The organism is Vibrio sp. 1CM24A (assembly GCF_023161725.1).
Taxonomy (GTDB): domain Bacteria; phylum Pseudomonadota; class Gammaproteobacteria; order Enterobacterales; family Vibrionaceae; genus Vibrio; species Vibrio coralliirubri.
Genome location: NZ_JALNTS010000022.1, coordinates 1 through 2893, shown reverse-complemented (window position 1 = coordinate 2893; position 2893 = coordinate 1). Strand labels below are relative to the sequence as shown.

The 2893-nt window shown below is 48.2% G+C and carries 5 tRNA genes and 2 rRNA genes; all 7 read right to left on the bottom strand.

The features are described from left to right. Positions 1-1372 (bottom strand): 23S ribosomal RNA (locus MSG38_RS23920); the annotation flags it as partial. 408 nt (positions 1373-1780) lie between these two features. Then, positions 1781-1856: transfer RNA gene (locus tag MSG38_RS23915), tRNA-Val, on the bottom strand. A 32-nt stretch (positions 1857-1888) separates the two neighbouring features. After that, positions 1889-1964, bottom strand: a tRNA-Ala gene (locus MSG38_RS23910). A gap of 25 nt (positions 1965-1989) precedes the next feature. Then, positions 1990-2065 (bottom strand) — tRNA-Val (locus tag MSG38_RS23905). A 25-nt stretch (positions 2066-2090) separates the two neighbouring features. Further along, a tRNA-Lys gene (locus tag MSG38_RS23900) sits at positions 2091-2166 on the bottom strand. 2 nt (positions 2167-2168) lie between these two features. Further along, positions 2169-2244 (bottom strand) — tRNA-Glu (locus MSG38_RS23895). Positions 2245-2366: 122 nt separating this feature from the next. Beyond that, positions 2367-2893, bottom strand: a 16S ribosomal RNA gene (locus MSG38_RS23890); the annotation flags it as partial.

Sequence of the window (2893 nt, the reverse complement as noted above, 5' to 3'; positions counted from 1 at the left end):
GTTTCCCATCGACTACGCCTTTCGGCCTCGCCTTAGGAGTCGACTTACCCTGCCCCGATTAACGTTGGACAGGAACCCTTGGTCTTCCGGCGAGGGAGTTTTTCACTCCCTTTATCGTTACTCATGTCAGCATTCGCACTTCTGATACCTCCAGCAGCCCTTACAGACCACCTTCAACGGCTTACAGAACGCTCCCCTACCCCACATACCCTAAGGTACGTAGCCGCAGCTTCGGTGTATAGCTTAGCCCCGTTACATCTTCCGCGCAGGCCGACTCGACCAGTGAGCTATTACGCTTTCTTTAAATGATGGCTGCTTCTAAGCCAACATCCTGGCTGTCTGAGCCTTCCCACATCGTTTCCCACTTAGCTATACTTTGGGACCTTAGCTGGCGGTCTGGGTTGTTTCCCTCTCCACGACGGACGTTAGCACCCGCCGTGTGTCTCCCGGATAGTACTTACTGGTATTCGGAGTTTGCAAAGGGTTGGTAAGTCGGGATGACCCCCTAGCCTTAACAGTGCTCTACCCCCAGTAGTATTCGTCCGAGGCGCTACCTAAATAGCTTTCGGGGAGAACCAGCTATCTCCAGGTTTGATTGGCCTTTCACCCCTAGCCACAAGTCATCCGCTAATTTTTCAACATTAGTCGGTTCGGTCCTCCAGTTGATGTTACTCAACCTTCAACCTGCCCATGGCTAGATCACCTGGTTTCGGGTCTAATCCTAGCAACTGTACGCCCAGTTAAGACTCGGTTTCCCTACGGCTCCCCTAAACGGTTAACCTTGCTACTAAAATTAAGTCGCTGACCCATTATACAAAAGGTACGCAGTCACACCACGAAGGTGCTCCTACTGCTTGTACGTACACGGTTTCAGGTTCTATTTCACTCCCCTCACAGGGGTTCTTTTCGCCTTTCCCTCACGGTACTGGTTCACTATCGGTCAGTCAGTAGTATTTAGCCTTGGAGGATGGTCCCCCCATATTCAGACAGGATATCACGTGTCCCGCCCTACTCGTTTTCACTGATGATGAGATGTCGATTACGGGGCTATCACCCTTTATTGCGGCACTTTCCAGAGCCTTCATCTGTCTCATTAAAAGCTTAAGGGCTAATCCAATTTCGCTCGCCGCTACTTTCGGAATCTCGGTTGATTTCTCTTCCTCGGGGTACTTAGATGTTTCAGTTCCCCCGGTTTGCCTCCTGTTGCTATGTATTCACAACAGGATACTTACTTATGTAAGTGGGTTTCCCCATTCAGGAATCCCAGACTCAAAAGGTTATTACTACCTAATCTGGGCTTATCGCAAGTTATTACGCCTTTCATCGCCTCTGACTGCCAAGGCATCCACCGTGTACGCTTAGTCACTTAACCATACAACCCGAAAGGGTCTCTGTTTTACTTTCACTTTCCTTTTTATTTTCACTTTAAAAAGTGAAGACAAACAGGAGCGAAAACAAACTAGTATGGCAACTAACCAAGGTTTTTGGTTGCCATTAAGAAGGGTTAATTCTCAATGACTGTTTGCCGGACTCAATGTGATTCAAACTAAGTTTGAATCGAATACAAGACACTTGAATGTGTTTGTTGTGTTTATACTGTTCTTATTAAATAAGAGCAGATAAACATTGAGAACTTTTAAATTTGATTTAAATAACTTCGTTATTTAAATCAGTCAGCTTTCCAAATTGTTAAAGAGCAAGAGTTTTTAAAGCATTAAACTTTTAAAACCATTTTTAAATACACTCAGCTTTCTATTACTAAGAAAAGTGTGCTTAAAGATGGTGGGCGATACCGGGCTCGAACCAGTGACCCCCTGCTTGTAAGGCAGGTGCTCTCCCAACTGAGCTAATCGCCCATGATAGTTTTGATTCCTTCATGGAGAAAGAATGGTGGAGCTATGCGGGATCGAACCGCAGACCTCCTGCGTGCAAGGCAGGCGCTCTCCCAGCTGAGCTATAGCCCCATATTTTTATTTCCTTGGGAGGAAATGGTGGGCGATACCGGGCTCGAACCAGTGACCCCCTGCTTGTAAGGCAGGTGCTCTCCCAACTGAGCTAATCGCCCCAAATTTTATTTCCTTGGGAGGAAATGGTGGGTCGTGCAGGATTCGAACCTGCGACCAATTGATTAAAAGTCAACTGCTCTACCAACTGAGCTAACGACCCAATGGTATCCCGTAGGGGAGTCGAACCCCTGTTACCGCCGTGAAAGGGCGGTGTCCTAGGCCTCTAGACGAACGGGACACTGCAATTTATCTCTACTTTAAAAGCAGAAACAAACTTTGAAGAACCTTGGGAGTTCTTCATCTCTTTTTCTTTTTAAACCTAATCAATCTGTGTGGGTACTCATCAAAGATATCTTCGTATAAGGAGGTGATCCAGCCCCAGGTTCCCCTAGGGCTACCTTGTTACGACTTCACCCCAGTCATGAACCACAAAGTGGTGAGCGTCCTCCCCGAAAGGTTAAACTACCCACTTCTTTTGCAGCCCACTCCCATGGTGTGACGGGCGGTGTGTACAAGGCCCGGGAACGTATTCACCGTGACATTCTGATTCACGATTACTAGCGATTCCGACTTCATGGAGTCGAGTTGCAGACTCCAATCCGGACTACGACGCACTTTTTGGGATTCGCTCACTATCGCTAGCTTGCTGCCCTCTGTATGCGCCATTGTAGCACGTGTGTAGCCCTACTCGTAAGGGCCATGATGACTTGACGTCGTCCCCACCTTCCTCCGGTTTATCACCGGCAGTCTCCCTGGAGTTCCCGACATTACTCGCTGGCAAACAAGGATAAGGGTTGCGCTCGTTGCGGGACTTAACCCAACATTTCACAACACGAGCTGACGACAGCCATGCAGCACCTGTCTCAGAGCTCCCGAAGGCACACCTG